Annotated in this window: 19 protein-coding genes; 12 read left to right on the forward strand and 7 right to left on the reverse strand. The window is 36.3% G+C overall.

The genetic code is table 11. The annotated features are described in order from the left end of the window. Positions 1–315 precede the first annotated feature (315 nt). Entirely contained in the window at positions 316–501 is a 186-nt protein-coding gene (locus tag AAHB15_RS00510) for a YhzD family protein (RefSeq protein ID WP_144567405.1), read from the reverse strand. A 165-nt stretch (positions 502–666) separates the two neighbouring features. Here AAHB15_RS00510 and AAHB15_RS00515 point away from each other — a divergent pair, with 165 nt between their 5' ends. The 6 genes from AAHB15_RS00515 to AAHB15_RS00540 all read left to right on the forward strand — a co-directional run bounded on the left by AAHB15_RS00515 (position 667) and on the right by AAHB15_RS00540 (position 8,472). Continuing rightward, a complete protein-coding gene (locus AAHB15_RS00515) occupies positions 667–1,566 on the forward strand; it encodes an ABC transporter ATP-binding protein (protein WP_335572686.1) in 900 nt (299 codons plus the stop codon). Continuing rightward, complete coding sequence (locus tag AAHB15_RS00520) at positions 1,559–2,812, forward strand: ABC transporter permease (RefSeq protein WP_335572685.1); 1,254 nt, start codon at positions 1,559–1,561, stop codon at positions 2,810–2,812. The genes AAHB15_RS00515 and AAHB15_RS00520 overlap by 8 nt, the downstream gene beginning before the upstream one ends. Positions 2,813–2,922: 110 nt before the next feature. Continuing rightward, a complete protein-coding gene (locus AAHB15_RS00525) occupies positions 2,923–4,143 on the forward strand; it encodes a metallophosphoesterase family protein (RefSeq protein WP_342041546.1) in 1,221 nt (406 codons plus the stop codon). Positions 4,144–4,159: 16 nt separating this feature from the next. Then, on the forward strand, positions 4,160–7,159 hold the full coding sequence (locus AAHB15_RS00530; RefSeq protein ID WP_342041547.1) for an ATP-binding protein: 3,000 nt from the start codon (positions 4,160–4,162) through the stop codon (positions 7,157–7,159). A gap of 55 nt (positions 7,160–7,214) precedes the next feature. Beyond that, positions 7,215–8,159 carry a 3'-5' exoribonuclease YhaM gene (gene yhaM / locus AAHB15_RS00535; RefSeq protein WP_098529754.1) on the forward strand — a complete coding sequence of 315 codons (945 nt, stop codon included), beginning with the start codon at positions 7,215–7,217 and terminating at the stop codon, positions 8,157–8,159. Between the two features lie 124 nt (positions 8,160–8,283). After that, positions 8,284–8,472: a sporulation YhaL family protein gene (locus AAHB15_RS00540; RefSeq protein WP_176541166.1), complete on the forward strand. Its 189-nt coding sequence runs from the start codon at positions 8,284–8,286 to the stop codon at positions 8,470–8,472. A gap of 83 nt (positions 8,473–8,555) precedes the next feature. Here the strand turns inward: AAHB15_RS00540 and AAHB15_RS00545 are convergent, their stop codons facing one another. Then, positions 8,556–9,428 carry a peptidylprolyl isomerase gene (locus tag AAHB15_RS00545; protein ID WP_342041549.1) on the reverse strand — a complete coding sequence of 291 codons (873 nt, stop codon included), beginning with the start codon at positions 9,426–9,428 and terminating at the stop codon, positions 8,556–8,558. Between the two features lie 221 nt (positions 9,429–9,649). Between AAHB15_RS00545 and AAHB15_RS00550 the strand changes: the two genes are divergently transcribed. Both AAHB15_RS00550 and AAHB15_RS00555 read left to right on the forward strand, forming a co-directional pair. After that, complete coding sequence (locus AAHB15_RS00550; RefSeq protein WP_098529756.1) at positions 9,650–9,736, forward strand: YjcZ family sporulation protein; 87 nt, start codon at positions 9,650–9,652, stop codon at positions 9,734–9,736. A 33-nt stretch (positions 9,737–9,769) separates the two neighbouring features. Beyond that, positions 9,770–9,862: a YjcZ family sporulation protein gene (locus AAHB15_RS00555; RefSeq protein ID WP_040204450.1), complete on the forward strand. Its 93-nt coding sequence runs from the start codon at positions 9,770–9,772 to the stop codon at positions 9,860–9,862. Positions 9,863–9,953: 91 nt separating this feature from the next. Here the strand turns inward: AAHB15_RS00555 and AAHB15_RS00560 are convergent, their stop codons facing one another. Next, positions 9,954–10,133, reverse strand: a complete 180-nt coding sequence (locus tag AAHB15_RS00560) for a hypothetical protein (protein ID WP_098529757.1) — start codon at positions 10,131–10,133, stop codon at positions 9,954–9,956. Between the two features lie 278 nt (positions 10,134–10,411). On the opposite strand from AAHB15_RS00560, the gene AAHB15_RS00565 reads away from it, so the two are divergent. Beyond that, a complete protein-coding gene (locus AAHB15_RS00565; protein ID WP_251564153.1) occupies positions 10,412–10,750 on the forward strand; it encodes a DUF1878 family protein in 339 nt (112 codons plus the stop codon). Between the two features lie 11 nt (positions 10,751–10,761). Here AAHB15_RS00565 and AAHB15_RS00570 read toward each other — a convergent pair whose 3' ends face one another. Next, complete coding sequence (locus tag AAHB15_RS00570) at positions 10,762–11,337, reverse strand: HTH-type transcriptional regulator Hpr (protein WP_098529759.1); 576 nt, start codon at positions 11,335–11,337, stop codon at positions 10,762–10,764. Between the two features lie 168 nt (positions 11,338–11,505). Further along, a complete protein-coding gene (locus AAHB15_RS00575; RefSeq protein ID WP_342041551.1) occupies positions 11,506–11,868 on the reverse strand; it encodes a YtxH domain-containing protein in 363 nt (120 codons plus the stop codon). Positions 11,869–12,039: 171 nt separating this feature from the next. Here AAHB15_RS00575 and AAHB15_RS00580 point away from each other — a divergent pair, with 171 nt between their 5' ends. Then, positions 12,040–12,231, forward strand: coding sequence for a hypothetical protein (locus tag AAHB15_RS00580; RefSeq protein WP_144567413.1), 192 nt, complete (start codon positions 12,040–12,042; stop codon positions 12,229–12,231). Positions 12,232–12,285: 54 nt separating this feature from the next. Here AAHB15_RS00580 and AAHB15_RS00585 read toward each other — a convergent pair whose 3' ends face one another. After that, positions 12,286–12,813, reverse strand: a complete 528-nt coding sequence (locus AAHB15_RS00585; RefSeq protein WP_342041552.1) for a tryptophan transporter — start codon at positions 12,811–12,813, stop codon at positions 12,286–12,288. A gap of 154 nt (positions 12,814–12,967) precedes the next feature. Continuing rightward, positions 12,968–13,387, reverse strand: coding sequence for an HIT family protein (locus AAHB15_RS00590; RefSeq protein WP_098529763.1), 420 nt, complete (start codon positions 13,385–13,387; stop codon positions 12,968–12,970). Positions 13,388–14,027: 640 nt separating this feature from the next. On the opposite strand from AAHB15_RS00590, the gene AAHB15_RS00595 reads away from it, so the two are divergent. Together AAHB15_RS00595 and AAHB15_RS00600 are read left to right on the forward strand one after the other, a co-directional pair. Continuing rightward, entirely contained in the window at positions 14,028–14,768 is a 741-nt protein-coding gene (locus tag AAHB15_RS00595) for an ABC transporter ATP-binding protein (RefSeq protein WP_144567415.1), read from the forward strand. Beyond that, positions 14,761–15,972 carry an ABC transporter permease gene (locus AAHB15_RS00600; RefSeq protein ID WP_342041554.1) on the forward strand — a complete coding sequence of 404 codons (1,212 nt, stop codon included), beginning with the start codon at positions 14,761–14,763 and terminating at the stop codon, positions 15,970–15,972. Before AAHB15_RS00595 ends, AAHB15_RS00600 begins: the two co-directional genes overlap by 8 nt. The last annotated feature ends 20 nt before the right edge of the window (positions 15,973–15,992 follow it).

A 15,992-nucleotide genomic window follows, 5' to 3' on the forward strand; every position in this document is an offset into this window, starting at 1 on the left:
GCTTCTTTGTTCTGGTCAGGGAAATTAAAGATTTACTACTTGTGAATATTTTTTTACAGGTTTAGAAACGTCCAGCTCCAGCGCCTAGCCCCTCGATGGTCTACAGCTTATCCAGTTGCGGCTCCTTGGGACTCGAGTCATAAGCCATCCCCTGAAGAAGGCAAAAAGCGCCTTCTTGCAGGGTACGTCTTATGCCTTCGTCCCAGGACAGTCGCCTCCACATTTAGGACAATCCATCCAAAAGGTTAAAAAGCAACCTTTCGGACGGCTCGTCTTATGCTTGTCGGGGCTGACCAAGGCTCTTGCGCTTTTGTTCTAGGAATGAAATAGTAAAAGCTTGCCGCTAGGTGAGGTTAATCGATGTGTCTTTTCTAGCAACTGTTTCTCTTGCAATAGCTGTTCCCCTAGTTTCTTTGCTGCCTCATCATTCCCGGCTTGAAGACTCTCATCTAATAATTTTTCCCCATTTGCCTCAAAGACTGTTAATTTATACGTTTTCATCGACAACCCCCCATATATATCATGATTATTTTGGAACTGGTGTTTACTAATGCAGCCGTTTCCACCTTTATATTATTTTCACACAATTATTTAAATTTTTCAAAAAAAATAAACAGAAACCAAATTATGGTATATTCGTATTAAAGAAGGAAAGGGGTGCGTAATATGGTACTCAAACTTGAACATGTTACCAAGAAGTTTGGTCAATTTACAGCTGTTAATGATTTATCGATAACAATTCCTGAAAAAGAGATGTTTGGTTTCTTAGGGGCAAACGGGGCCGGTAAAACGACGACATTTCGAATGATATTAGGACTGCTGGACAGTTCGGCTGGCCGTATTACTTGGGATGATCAACCAATTGACTATTCCACCAGCCATCTGGTTGGCTATTTGCCTGAGGAAAGAGGCTTATATCCTAAATTAAAAGTACGTGATCAAATTGTCTATTTAGCCAGATTAAGAGGAATGCAAAAGACTGAGGCATTAATTGAACTAAAATCGTGGTTAGAGCGTTTTAAAATCCTAGAATATGAGAATAAAAAGGTTGAAGAGCTTTCGAAAGGAAACCAGCAGAAAATCCAATTTATTGCCGCGGTGGTCCATAAACCTAAATTAATAATCTTAGATGAGCCGTTCAGCGGACTTGACCCTATTAATGTAGAGATGCTAAAAGAAGCCGTTTTAACCTTGAAGGAAAATGGAGCAACGATTGTGTTTTCGAGTCATCGGATGGAGCATGTAGAGGAGATGTGTGAACATCTATGCATTTTACATAAAGGGAGTCCGGTCGTAAGTGGTTCCTTAAAGGAAATCAAACGTGAATTTGGTAAAAAGAATTTAGTGATACATGCCGATTTTTCTTTAGACTCATTAAAGAGTTTCCCTGGGGTAGTTAAATCTAAAGTGACCATGGAGGGCATTCACTTGCAAATTGAAGGGGAGGATGTTGCAGGAAAAATCCTTAAAGAAATTGTTGATAAAGGGTTTATTCGCAAGTTTGCGCTAGAAGAGCCATCATTGAATGATATTTTTATTGAGAAAGTAGGTAATTCCTATGAATAGCTTCTGGATTATCTTATTTCATACCTATCTTAACAAGCTCAAAACGAAATCGTTTCTTGTCACGACGCTATTAACCATAGTTATCGTTTTAGCGATCACTAACATTAATAGTATCATAGATTTATTTGATAAAAATGGCGGTAAGGAAAGGGTTGCCGTAATCGATCAATCTGGCCAGCTTTACGAGCCATATAAGCAGCAAGTAAGAAGTGTTAATAAAGAAATTCAACTGACTTTTTTCAAGGGCAGTGAAGAACAAGCAGAAACACTGGTCAAAAAAGGTGAGTATGCAGGGGTTATTCAACTGAGTGTAAACGAGCAAAAGTTACCTGAAGCTACCTATAAAGCCAAGAGTATCGCCGATTCTTCCCTATATTCTGATCTTCAAACAGGACTGCAGCAGCTTAAAACGACGCTTGCGGCCTCACAGATTAATTTGGCGCCAGATCAGCTCCAAAAGCTATATGACCCCGTTTCCTTTAAGAAAATCGCACTTGAGAAAAATGCAAAGACGGAAGAGGAATTAAATCAGGCAAGAGGGTTAGTCTATGTCTTACTATTTGTTATCTATTTTGCCGTTATTATGTATGCCAACATGATTGCAATGGAAGTTGCAACCGAGAAATCTTCACGTGTTATGGAGATATTAATATCAAGTGTTTCTCCAATTAAACAAATGTTTGCAAAAATAGTCGGAATTGGATTATTAAGTCTGACACAATTGGCCGCTTTCTTGTTGGTTGGTTATTATTCATTTACGAGAAATATGGAATCATTAAAGGATGGCTTTTTCGGTGTGTACGGATTTGGAGGAATTCCTGCTGGGACAATCTTCTACGCTGTTATTTTCTTTATTCTCGGCTATTTTCTTTATGCCACACTCGCGGCCTTTTTGGGGTCCCTAGTCAGCCGGATCGAAGACGTACAACAGATGATTACACCGATGACCTTATTAGTTGTTGCTGGATTTATGATTGCCATGTTTGGTCTAGGTAAGCCTGATGCTCCGTTTATAACTGCAACATCTTATATTCCTTTCTTCACACCGATGATTATGTTTTTGCGTGTAGGTATGCTGACGATCCCGGCCTGGGAGGCAATATTAGGAATAATTATCCTAATAGCAACCATTACGATACTGGCTATTTTTGGTGCCCGGGTGTACCGGGGTGGTGTCTTAATGTATGGAAAATCCAACTCTTATAAAGACATTAAAAAGGCATTACAATTAACAAAAAAGGAATAAGAACAAAAGAGTTTTACCATTTTGGTAAGACTCTTTTGTTTTAGAACATGCATTCGCATTTTTGCGGTAAAGGTGCTACAATGGAGAAAAGGAAGTGAAAGGAATATTTTATGAAAAAAATATCGTTTATTCATGCAGCCGACCTTCACTTAGACAGTCCGATGGTTGGGTTTAAGCATTTGCCAGAGAATATCTTCACTAGAGTAAAAGACAGTACGTTTACTGCATTGAAAAAACTAACAGTTACTGCAATTCAGCGGCAAGTTGATTTTGTCATTATTGCTGGGGATATATTTGATGGTGAGGATCGCAGTTTACGTGCACAAGCTCGGTTTCGGAAGGAAATGTTTAAACTTAGCGAAGAGAATATCCCTGTTTATATCGTTCACGGAAATCATGACCATTTAAACGGTTCTTGGGTTCACCTTGACATGCCAGAAAATGTTCATGTTTTCGGCAGCAAGGTTGAAACAATGGAGCTGCAGACAAAAAGCGGTGTAATCGTTCATCTTTACGGTTTTAGTTATGGAACAAGACATGTTTTTGAGCGAAAAATAGATGAGTACCAAAAAAAAGATGGCGCAGATTACCATATCGGTATCCTCCATGGAAATGAAAGTTCCGGGACAGAGCACGCTAATTACGCTCCATTTACAGTAAAAGACCTTGTCCAGAAAAATTTTGATTATTGGGCGCTTGGACATATCCATAAACGTGCTGAATTGTCTTTGAACCCGCCCATTATTTATCCCGGCAATATCCAAGGAAGAAATAAAAAAGAGTCTGGTAGTAAAGGATTTTATCATGTTTCTTTTACAGATTTGGATGCAACAATGGACTATATTGAGGCCTCCGATATTATTTGGGAGGAAGTAACCGTTAATGCAGAGACCGCAGTTAGTTTTGACGATCTCTTTCATTTATGCCAAACAGCCATTAATGGACTAAGAAAGGAACATACTGGCACACTGTTAACCTTTCTGTTGAAAAATACACAGCTTGCTGATACCCGGGAACAAAAAAGCATTGATAATGAATTGCTTGATCTTCTTTTAGAAGATGAAACTGAAGAAGAATCCTTTGTTTGGGTGACGGACTTGAAATTGACGGAAAAATTGCCTATCGATAAAGAAAAAATAAAGACCGAAGCCAATTTCTATGGAGAACTATTTGAGACCATCGATCAGTTTGACCAAATTGATCAGGCATTAGCGCCCCTCTTTGAGCATCCATTAGGGAGAAAATACTTGCCACAGATAGTAACAGAAGAGAAAGATGAATTGCTTGAAAAAGCAGAGAAAATATTAATTGAATTACTTTATCAGGCCTAATTAAAGGAGAAGAGGCATGAAAATTCTTGAAATATACATATATGGATACGGCCAATTAGAAAATGTAACAATAAAGTCTCTTTCAGATTTTCAAGTTTTCTATGGCGAGAATGAAGCAGGAAAGACAACCTTGATGGCCTTTATTCATGGCATTTTATTTGGTTTTCCTACCAAACAGTCATCCGAGCTGCGCTATGAACCAAAACATAGCACTAAGTACGGTGGAAAGCTTAGAATTTATCATGAAGAGCATGGATACGCTGTGATTGAACGTGTCAAGGGGAAAGCCGCAGGGGATGTAAAGGTGATGATGGATAGTGGAGCTGTCGGCGGTGATGAGCTCTTAAAACATTTGCTGGGAAACTTTGATAAAAGTTTGTTCCAAGCCGTTTTCTCCTTTAACTTACAGGGACTTCAGAACATTCACCAAATGAAGGGGGAAGAGATTGGTAAGTTTTTATTTTCAGCCGGAACCTTGGGTACTGAGCAGCTATCCAAAGCGGAAAGCTTTTTACAAAAAGAATTAGATGTTCGTTTTAAGCCATCAGGCAAGAAACCCATTTTGAATGAAAAATTACAGGAACTTCATGAACTAAAGGGTCAATTAAAAAAGGCTGCAGCCAAAAATAACGAATACGAAGAACTTCAACGGAAAAGTGAAACATTGAAGCTAGAGATCCTTCGAATAAATGATACGCTTCAGAAAACAGGCGAAAGGATCAATAAAATAAAAGAATGGAAGAGAATTGAATCTGTTGTAAAGGAAGAAATTTGGACCGAAAAAGAATTATACGAGTTAGGTGCAATCGATTTCCCTGCACGTGGGATTGAAAGAATGGAAAAAATAAATCAGCTGATCCATCCGTATAAAGCGGAGATTACGAGTATCGCCAATAGAGTAGAACGTTTACAGGAGGAATTAGCTGGTATTAATCCGGATCTTGAGTTTCTTAAAAACGAGCCTTCCATTTTAACATTGCTTGACCAAGTTCCAATTATGGAGCAATTAAGGAATGAAAAACAGCAATCTGAACGGAAACTCAGAGATTATGAAGAAAAGCTTTCGATAACAAGAGAAAAACTTCATTTGCCTTTGTCCGAAAATGAAATTCTAAAAATTAATACAAATATCTACATGAAAAATCAAGTAGAAATGGTTACCCGTAAAAAGCAAAAACTAGAAGAAGTGAAGGACGAATTAGACAATCAGTATCAAGAAGAAAAAAGGGCACTTGATGAAGTAGAAAAAGAGGTTCGTGGTGCTGAGGGTAAGATTCTGCCGCAAAAAGAGAGACTATTACTCGAGGAGCAGCTAAATCAGAAGAGTGATAAAAAAAGCCTAGAATGGGAAATAAAATCGATACAAGACAAAATAGAATTCTATCAACAAGAACATGAACGAAATCAAGCAGCCAAAAACAAGTTAAAGAGCGACCGTAAGCTTCAGTTACTTCTCTTTGAATTAATTCTATTCGGAGTATTTTTGTATGGATTATTTACAAAGCAATGGTTTCTGCTAGCCGTTGGCGTGTTAGGTTGCATTGGGCTTGTATACTTTTTGGTAAAAGGAGGGAAGCAGACTAAAGAGGACAGCATTTGGCAAACGATTAATGGCCTAAAAGAAAAGGAAAAAATATTGCAAGAAAAACTTCAATCATCCCAATATCTCGATATTACATTACTCGAGAATCAATTAATCCTTGATAATCAAAGGCGTCAAGAACTGCAATTGTTAAAACTGAAGCTTAAGCAGCAGCAATCCCAATTTGAGAAGATCATTTCTAGATTTGAAGAATGGGAATTGGCAGCAGCACAAAATAAAGAAAAAATTCTTTCCATAAGTAAAGAATTAAATATTCCAAGTTATATTGCAAACAGTTTTTTAGACGAGGCTTTCGAGTATATTGAACAGTATAAATCCATAACACGAGATAAAAATCAGTTTGTACTTAGGATAAAAGAAATTAATCAACAACTCTCCTTAGTAGAGGAGGGCTTAAGATCATTTGAAACACGCTTTTTACAAGAAAAGGGCCTTGATTTACACAATTCTGCCTATCTATTACGAAACAAACTCAAAGAAGAACATGAAAAGCTTATTATGAGCAAAGAGAGAGTCCTAAAGCTAGAAGAACTTAAAGCAGATTTAAATCAAAAAGTGCAGGAACTAGAACTTTTACAAACAGAACATACTAAACTCTTACTAGCTGCCAAAGTAGATTCGGAACAGCAATTCTATAATTTGGGGGAAAAGGCTAAAAAGCAAGAAGAATTGCTTGAGAGACGTCGTCATCTACAAAACCAACTACAATATTCTATTCTCTCAGGAGAGGATAAAGAAGGATTTTTGTCCGTACATGACAGTGCAGAGTTAATAAAGCAATGGGATCTTGAAATAAAAGATTTACAAGAAAAGTTAAAGAAGGTTCAGGATGAAGTGGCTGCCAATAATTTTGAAATTCAAGTTCTCGAGGAGGGCGGGATGTACACTGACATCCTCCATCAATTTAAACAAAAGAACTATGAACTGGCAGAGGCAGCAAAGGAATGGTCTGTCTATCGTTTGGCGCAAGAGGTATTGAAGGAAACAATTGATAAATATAAAAACGTTCATTTGCCAAGGATGCTTTCCAAGGCAGAGGAGTATCTGTATTTTTTAACAGATGGAAGTTACAATAGAATCCATTTGCAAAAGTCAGGGACAGGTTTCCTAGTTGAACGGAATGACCACACTGTCTTTGAAGCAAATGAATTAAGTCAAGCAACAACTGAACAGTTATATGTATCCATTCGTTTGGCCTTGGCTACGAGTCTTTATGAAAAGTATCAGTTTCCGATTATAATTGATGATAGCTTTGTTAATTTTGATGCGAAGAGAACGCAAAAGGTAATTGAACTTCTTAGTAGATTGAAACATAATCAGATTCTATTTTTCACTTGTCATAACCATTTATTATCTTATTTCCAAAAGGAAAATATTCTTTGTTTGGAAAAAGGTACTGTTCAGATTACTTAATAGAGTCCTAGCTGGATATGTTATACTCTAATTATCGGAGGGGAGAGTGAAGAGGTTGAGCAAGGGTGTATTACAGTATGATGTAGGGGCACAGGTTGATTTATACCTCCTTATAAAAAGTTCGACAAAAGGGATTGCCAGTAATGGTAAACCATTTTTGACATTAATTCTGCAAGATCAAAGTGGGGAAATTGAGGCAAAACTCTGGGATGCTGGGGCTGATGATGAAAAGAATTATTCAGCACAGACCATTGTAAAAATATTAGGGGATGTTCAAAACTACCGCGGTAAAAGTCAGTTGAAAATTCGCCAAATCCGAAAAACCGGCCCTTCTGATGGTGTAAGGCTTGATGATTTTCTTGAGACAGCACCTGTTAGTCAGGAAGAAATGATGAGCAAGCTGACCCAATATATATTTGAAATGAAAAATCCGAACATCCAGAGAATCACCCGTCATTTAATAAAAAAACACCAAAAGGCATTCATGGAATATCCTGCAGCAACCAAAAATCATCATGAATTCGTTTCAGGGCTTGCTTATCACGTCGTCAGTATGCTGGACCTGGCTAAAGCGATAGCATCTTTATATCCTAGCCTCGATAAAGATTTACTCTATGCCGGTGTTATTTTGCATGATATGGGAAAGGTCATGGAATTATCAGGTCCTATTTCAACATCATATACTATTGAGGGGAATTTACTTGGACATATTACTATTATGATCACTGAAATTGGTAAAGCGGCTGAGGAACTAAGCATTACTGGGGAAGAAGTATTAATTCTCCAGCACCTGGTTTTAAGCCATCATGGTAAAGCTGAGTGGGGAAGTCCAAAACCACCATTAATAAAGGAAGCCGAAATTCTTCATTATATAGATAATCTTGATGCAAAAATGAACATGCTTGACCGGGCCTTAGAAAGAGTCAAGCCAGGGGAGTATACGGAGCGCATATTTGCATTAGATAACCGAGCCTTTTATAAGCCGGTTTTCCATAAATAACGTCAAAAATAACCCGAATCGGGTTATTTTTTTTGAAAAAAAGAATATTTTAGGTGTCGCTGAAATATGTTGTAGTAAAAGAAATCTAAAAGTGGACAAACAGTAGCGAAGGGAGCAGGAGACATTGATGATACCTATTTGGATTTATGCAGTAGTGGCAGGAATAGTAATTAGTGCCCTAATGGCGATTAAAACGGGGCGGGAAGAACGGCAAGTAGAAATGGAAAGTATCGAACGTGAAGGGGAAATTTATATTGAACGGCTCGAGCGTGAGAAAGAAATGCGAGAGGAATTGAAAGCAACAGGTGAATAAAATGAGTGGCAAAGGAAAAAACATAAAGCGCGATGTAAAAAAAGCGGAAGTCCCTTAATAGGTCTTCCGCTTTCCTATGTTTATTATTGCGCTGGAGTTGTCGGTGCATTTAGAGCATCTTTTAAGTCTTTGTCATTTACTTTTACGTCAGCTGCTTTAAGTTCGTTCTGCATTGCCTTATTAATATCATCACTTGTTAATTTAGATGATTTTACCTGATATTCAATATCCTTCTTCATTTCATTATAAGACTTCTTCTCTTTTTTCTCAGTAACCTGAATGATATGGTAACCAAATTGTGTTTTTACTGGTGCACTAATTTCATTTACTTTAAGAGCATATGCCGCTTTTATGAAATCAGCATCGTACTGGTCTTTATTTGTATTATTGATGGTACCCAGATCACCGCCGTTTTGAGCAGAAGCCGTATCCGTTGAAGATTTTTTTGCAACATCCTCAAATTTTGCGCCGCCATCAAGTTGTTTCTTAACGTCAAGGGCTGTTTTTTCATCTTTAACAAGGATGTGGCGAACCTTTATATCAGGCTGATAGGAAGCATAATAATCCTTTAATTCTTTATCCGTTACCTTAACATCTTTCATTGCTGCCTTTTCTTGTAACATTCCAAGTTTCATGGTTTTCTTCAAATCTGCTTCGTTTTTGTAACCATACTGGGCAAGAGTAGCATCAAAATTTGTACCAAGCTGCTCTTTTAAATCTTTCACCTTCGCATTTAACTCTGCATCCGTTACTTTGTACTTTTTAGATAGCACCTTTTCATATACAAGTTGTTGAAGGGCTTGCTCACCGTATCTGGCCTTCATTGTATTGTATAGTTCCTCTTGAGTAACATTCCCAGCCTTACTTTCTGCCACTTTTTCAGAACTAGTTTGATTACATGCACCTAATGCAAGTACACTGCCAGCCATTGTAAGGGCTAATATCCATTTTTTCATGCTGAAATCTCTCCTAAATAGTTAAATTCTGTGAAAAGGTTTGTCCACAATGATTACTATAACATAAATGGGTACTGCTGCAAAAATATTAGTAAGCGTTTAGCGAAATTTCAAACAAAAGAAGCTACTTGGACTTTTCCAGAAAAAATAAGCTAAGTGCCTAAACGAAATTAAACCTTTATGAATAGTATATCTTAGCAAATGAAAAAGGAGGTTTTATGATGAGTGCAGGATATGGCGGAGGATTCGCTCTAATTGTAGTCCTTTTCATCCTATTGATTATTGTTGGGGCTTCTTGGGTTTATTAATGTAACAAAATGACAATGAGGGGAGGTTAAATTATGTCTGGTGGAGCAGGTTACGGTGGAGGATTTGCATTAGTTGTAGTCCTTTTCATCTTATTGATTATCATTGGAGCTTCTTGGATTTACTAAGAAAAAATAATAAAAATAAAAAGCGATGAGAATTACCTCATCGCTTCGCTTTTTTTACTCTTATTACATATCCCCAAATTTTATTTATGGATTATGTATATAGGATTTCTAAGTATGATGAAATCAATAAAATGGTAATGAGAACATTAATGGTACGGAATACCTTATGCTGGTTCTCTTCCGGTATTTCCTTTTGGATACAAAGGGAATTGGTCATTTTATTTACATAGAATAAAATAAATATAGCGAAGACAATAAAAATGGAGATCATCGATGATTCCCTCCCAGATGGTTTACTTATGATTTTTCAGCGATATATTTTTTGAAATCTAACTGGTATAGCTTTATAAGGAAAGCTTCCGCTTTTCTATATACAATATCAAAAAACATAAGAAAAAGATAGTAAAAAAGAATGGAAGTTTTCTAGAATGTTATAGAGTCTAAATATTTGCAATTTTTTTTTGATTATCGTAAAAAAAGGTTTACCCATCTCTTTAAAAGGTGAATAATGAACATAGGTAAAGTAAGGTATTAAAAAGAGGTGTTAATATGAATGAACAGGATATTCTTTTACAACGGATTAATCTTCTTGAATTTCATCAGAGGTTATTAATAAAATTGCTAGACAATCCCAATTATGATTTTTATCGGTTAATTATTGAAAACGGGATCTCGGAGCAGGAAGCCAACAAGTTCTATTATTTGTGTGATAAATTGAACATGAAATTGGCAGAACAAAAAGCGGAAGGCTTCGTTCATTTCCATCCGCTTTTTAAACAATTATCTGCTACGTTACCAGCTAATTTGAAAATTGAAGAGGTCGTAAGGGCCTGTTTGAAGCAAAAATTGTTCGAGCCTCTTTTTGAGGAGATACAAAAGTACCTATAAGACAGGCCAATTTAAACTAGTTCTTGTTCCGTTTTTTTGGCCTTCTTCAGTGTGCCATTTTCTTCAACAAACTCACTTTCGATATTATGGAAAGACCGTTCAAAGATTTCCATGAAATCTTCGCCATAAATATTGCGGACAATGGCCATCATTTCAATAATATCCGGAAATTTTCCATATAGTTCTCGAAGGGGTAACGCCCCTGAAAAAGCAGCATTTCCTTTTGGCTGATAGGTTTCCATTGATTGAAGCAGAATCTCTTCGCCTTTATCTGTCAGTTGAATATACGTATTTCGCTTGTCATTTTCCTTTTTTGAAAATTTCAGCAATCCTCGTTCTTCTAACTTTTTCGAAAAATTAAAAGCTGTTGAGACATGCATGACCCCAAATTTTGCAACGTCTGAGATGGAAGCTCCATTCAAATGGTAAGCGATCCAGAGAATATGGTGTTCATTAATATTTAAATCATAGGGTTTAATCCATTGCTGCCAATCTTTTTCAATTGATTTCCATAGCGCTTTGCTTAATTGTGTTATTCGCTGACTAAATATCATCGCTTCCTTTAACGAATATTGTTTCTCAGTCATCCCCATTTTCACCTACTTTTAATTTCTCTATTTTCATTATGCCAATAAAATAAAAATTAATAAAGTATAAATTCACAAAATTTTTAGAAATCACACAATTTTTATCTTGTTTTTTATGTTTTTTGTGTAATATCTACTTAAAAGACAATTTCGGAAGGTTTAATTTGACTATTTACTATTATCTAAAAGTTTTTCATCTAATTCTTGAATGGTTTCTTTCATCTCAATAATTTCTTTTTGAATTTTTTGTTGCTGAGGACGCACTTCTTCTTCCCAGAGTGCAAGAGCAATCTTAACATCTGTTAAAAATGTTGAAATTTTTGTCCTGCCTTCTTTTGTTGCATGTAAAGCAGAGCTTTTTAAGTCCAATAAATTATGCTTGAGGACCTGTAATTGATTTAGAGCAACCTGGCTGTTTCTTTTCATTTTAACCCTGGTTACTTTGCCTGAATTTGGTGTGGTTAGTAAAATACTAATACCAGCAGCAAGCCCTCCGGTCAAAAATCCGTATAGAAAAGGTTTAACTTTCATTTTTCTTACTTCCTCCAAAAAGGCAACTTTTAAAAGCATTTGTAGTAGTTTTTAATATAGTACTCCCTTTACGTTTTCCCTTACACAAGTCCTTCATAGGAATGAACGATGTATCATATAAATAGTTACAACTATTGTTCGAAAATGATTCAAAGTAGGGGGAACAAAGGGATGAAGACTGCAGCTTTGACTTTTTTAATTTTAAGTGTAATCATGCTCTTTGGCACACTTAAATATTTAGTTGAATTAAAAAGACCAGGTGTCTATCCACCTAAACAAGTAATAAAGAAAAGGGCTGCCGGTCTAGCCGGCTTTGCCTGTATTTGTCTATTGGTTGCGCTGATGCTCTCGTATTTTTCATAGAAGTAATTTAAGAAAAGAACCCCATGGGGTTCTTTTCTTAAAAAATCCCGTGGGTTACTTTTGAATCACGGAAGCTGATGTTAATTTAGTTCTCTTAACAATCGATTGAGCTACTGGATACAAAATAACCATAACGACCGTATTTAGAACAGTTGCAGGTAATACAGCTGCTACAAATAACGCTGTAAATGGGGCAGGTAAGCCAGCTATAAAGAAGGCTGCACCTAAAAATACGCTTCCTGATACCAATGTACCGATGGCGGTTAAAACCCCCACACTAATAATCGATTTTCGATATTTGTTTAAGGCTAAAAATAAACCGAAAAAGACTAAAGCTGTGATTGGCTTATCAATGATATTCGGAATTGTACCACCAGGAAAACTAGTTGTGATGCCAGACAATACACCAGTTACAATTGCAAGCAGCATGACACTTTTTATTTCTGGAATAAGGATAATTCCTAAAAACATCATAGCTAGCATCATATCCGGCTTAATACTAAGGAAAGCTGGCATTACAGTGTGCAACACGACCCCAATCCCCGCTAAAAGTGCTAAAACAACAAGATTCTTTGTATTCATTTCTCATCTCTCCTCTGCTATCCTAAGCTATTAGTTTCTCCTGCAGTGCACTCATTGCCTACAGCGAAAAACTTAAACTCATTATACCATATTACGATAATATTTTTAAAGAATTAATTTTCAGAAAATTTATGTTTAACCCTTGTTAAATAAACTATAGTTGTTTTTGAATCTTTGCAGCCATGTCCTGTAACACTTGTGGAGTATAATCACTTTGATTGTTTTTCCAGACAGCGCCGAAGCCATCACCTTTTCCATAGCGCGGGATCAAATGCAAATGGAAGTGAAAGACGGATTGTCCTGCATGTTCACCATTATTATTAACGGAGTTTAACCCAATAGGTTCAAATTCCTTTTTTAACGCATTGGCAATAGAAGGTACTACTTCATATAGGTTCCTGGCAATTTCGGGTGTTAACTCATATAAGTTTTCTTTATGTATTTTCGGAATAACAAGGGTATGACCTTTTGTTACTTGACTGATATCTAAAAATGCTAAAACATGTTCATTCTCAAAAACTTTTGCAGCCGGAATTTCTCCCTTTATAATTTTACAAAAAATACAATCACTCATAACATACAGCCCCTTTTAAAATGTTTGTATTATTTTACCATGATTAACCTAAAAAGAAAAAGACAGGATCCGCGTGGAATCCTGTCTTCCCGAAGGGGAATGCTTCAAATCTGCGTTCATTTAGGAATGTTCTTTGATAAACACCTCATTTTTCATAGAGTGTTTTTTTATAAAGATACATCATTGTTCAAGCTGACCATCCCCTATTTGTTTTTATTGGTTACCTAACCTTTAAAAACGGGTTGTGATCTGCGGTAAACACCTCATTTGCTTATTTTTTTAAGATAAACAGTGGTGTTACTTGAACTCTAAATGGTTAAAATGCACATTGTACAAAACAACCATCCCCTTATCTGAAACGAATAGGAAGCTCACTTGTTTGAAAGGAAATTGTCTTTAGCAGACACCTCATCTCAAATTTTGATGAATCACTTCATCGGAATAAGTTATTTCCCCTTCGAATACTATGATGTCCGTTTGCTGAAGTTTTATACAATAAGTTTAAGAAAAATTGATTTTCTATTTTTTACGGGTGTTATTTGTTAAAATTAAAATTAATGGATTTACGGTTTTTGAATTCATCATTACATAGAGAATTCTTTCTAATCGCGATAAACTTGAAACGGAAGGACGTTTTATAATGGCTTTATTAACGATTGATCATCTAGTCGGTGGATATACAAGAAATCCTGTATTAAAGGATGTTTCCTTTGACGTAAAAGAAAAGGAAATTGTCGGTCTTATCGGGCTAAATGGGGCAGGAAAAAGTACTACAATTAAACATATTATCGGGCTAATGGAGCCTCATAAAGGTTCCATTAAAATTAATGGTCAGTCCTTTATGGAAAATAAAGAAGCTTATCGCCGTTTATTTACGTTTGTTCCCGAGACACCGGTTTTATATGAGGAACTTACCTTAGATGAGCACTTAAGGTTAACCGCGATGGCATATGGTTTAGATGAATCTACCTTCAAAGAGAGAATTGCCCCATTGCTAACAGAGTTTCGGATGGAAAAACGCTTAAATTGGTTTCCAGCCCATTTCTCAAAAGGGATGAAACAAAAGGTAATGATTATGTGTGCCTTCTTGGTTCAGCCATCCCTGTATATAGTGGATGAACCATTTGTTGGGCTCGATCCTCTTGGGATTCAATCACTACTTGATTTAATGAAGAGGATGAAAGATAACGGTGCAGGAATTTTAATGTCAACCCATATTCTTGCAACAGCAGAGAAGTATTGTGATCGTTTTGTTATACTACATGAAGGGAAAATCCGGGCTAAAGGAACACTTTCTGAATTAAGGGAACAATTTATGATGCCAACAGCATCTTTAGATGATTTGTATATTCAATTGACAAAGGAAGAAAATTATGTTTAATGAAAATAAGCTTTGGAGGGACCGTGCCGGCGGTCGCATGAAGGACTTAGGAAGATATTTACGTTATATTTTCAATGGTCATATTGTGATTGTCTTATTATTTTTAATTGGAACCGCCGCATTTTATTACCAAGAATGGATTAAGACTCTTTCGCCCAATTTTCCAGCTGCGTTGGTAATAGCGATTCTTATTGGAATAATTGTTACATATAGCCCGGTTTATAATTTTTTACTTGAGGCGGACAAGGTGTTTTTACTTCCTTTAGAGGAGAAATTAAAAGGGTATTTCCTTCGTTCAGGATTTGCAAGTTTAGTGTTTCAAGGGTATATCCTTTTATTAGTTCTAGCTGTCTTAATGCCTATCTATGCGCATGTTAGCGAAAATGGATTCGGCTCGTTTATCCCGTTTTTGCTCGTTTTGCTTTTGATAAAAGCTTGGAATCTAGCTGCAAACTGGAAAATTCAATTTTACGTAGAAACATCTGTACACCGCTGGGATTTCCTAGTCCGTTATTTGATTAATACCGTATTTACTTATCTCATGTTTAAACAGGCAAATCTCTTTATCCTCATTGTAATCGGGATAATCATGATCTTTTATTATTACTCCTTTCACATTAGGACAACAAAGATGGGGTTAAAATGGGATTTATTAATTGATGCTGAAGAAAAGAGGATGGCCTCTTTTTATCGACTGGCCAATTTATTTACAGATGTTCCAAAATTAAAAGATACGGTTAAAAGAAGGAAATACCTCGATTTGTTCATTGGCAAAATTCCATTTTTGCAAGAAAAAACGTACCTTTATTTGTTCGCTAGGACATTTTTACGTTCATCCGATTATCTGGGATTGTTTGTTCGGCTGACCGTGATTGGCTCACTTGCTATCTATTTTATCTCATTCGGAATCGGACAACTTGTGCTTACCATTTTATTCGTATACTTAACCGGATTTCAATTGCTGCCATTATGGAATCACCATCAAAATAAGCTTTGGGTGGATTTATATCCGGTCTCACAGAGAGACAAGACAGTGTCATTTCATTTCCTATTAATGATAATATTAGTGGTGCAATCCTGTATTTTTGCGTTATTAATTTTGATTAAGGGAGAATGGTTCTATTCACTGCTTGTTTTAGGAGCCGGTCTGGTGTTTAGCTATTTATTTGTTTATTTTTACAGTAAAGGTCGTTTGAAAAAATAATCTGAGTATTCCCCTTTTTT

The organism is Bacillus sp. OTU2372 (genome assembly GCF_038440275.1).
Taxonomy (GTDB): domain Bacteria; phylum Bacillota; class Bacilli; order Bacillales; family Cytobacillaceae; genus Neobacillus; species Neobacillus bataviensis_B.